The 809-nt window shown below is 35.4% G+C and carries 2 pseudogenes; both read right to left on the bottom strand.

What is annotated here, in order from left to right:
- Nucleotides 1–404, bottom strand: a pseudogene (locus AAEY62_RS20025) (hypothetical protein); the annotation flags it as partial.
- 104 nt (nucleotides 405–508) lie between these two features.
- A pseudogene (locus AAEY62_RS20020) lies at nucleotides 509–809 on the bottom strand (TonB-dependent receptor); the annotation flags it as partial.

Below are 809 nucleotides of genomic sequence, written 5' to 3'. Positions count from 1 at the left end.
GTATAACGTCTTAGTTTTCTTAATAAGCTTTGGCTTTGCTCGCACAGCTCACCCGCCCGTTGATAAAATTCATCAGGGTCTTCTATTTTGAGGGTTTCTTTAATATCTGCATCAATAGCCAAGCGCACCTGATAACAATACAAATTGAGGTTTTGTCGGTAATCTCGCTGCTCACCTTTGTTTTTACTTACAAAACGGCTTCGCACTAGCGGTAGGTGAATATTATTGGCGTTATAAGCTAAATAAGATTTAAATTGATTATTAAAATAGGATTCTTCACTAAGGGTTTGTGCATTCACGCCCATTTCGTTGGGAATAGAAAAGTATAAATCAAGGCGTTGCTCTGAGCGTTGGCCCAGCTGCGGTTCAATAATAAAAGATAAATTCTCATCTTGCTTTAACAATTAAATCTCCTTGTAATATAGCTCCTTAGTATACTTGCCTGAAGTATTTTGTTCAATAAAAAAGGCCTAGTAAAAACTAGGCCTTAAAATATTTATTCTGCTAATTAAAATTTAAAATTAACACTCGCAAAAATACGCGAACCAATTACATCGTATATCTCAGGAACTGTTCCCATATCATTACCACCTAATACAGACTCAGGCTCTTTATCAAAGATATTATTCATACCACCAGTAATGCGTAAATCATCACTTACGCTGTAGCTCATAGAAATATCATGATAAACAGTATTGTCAGTGCTAAAGAAGTCACCGTAATACTCGCCATCCATTCCTTTAACGAATCTTGCATTATAAAGAAAGCTTAAAGCTTCGCTTACATCGTAATTTACAGATAGATTTGAT

This window comes from Pseudoalteromonas sp. GW168-MNA-CIBAN-0100, from assembly GCF_040309225.1.
Lineage (GTDB): Bacteria > Pseudomonadota > Gammaproteobacteria > Enterobacterales > Alteromonadaceae > Pseudoalteromonas > Pseudoalteromonas arctica.
The sequence above is the reverse complement of the archived record's forward strand: the minus strand, read 5'-3'. Positions and strand labels throughout refer to the sequence as shown.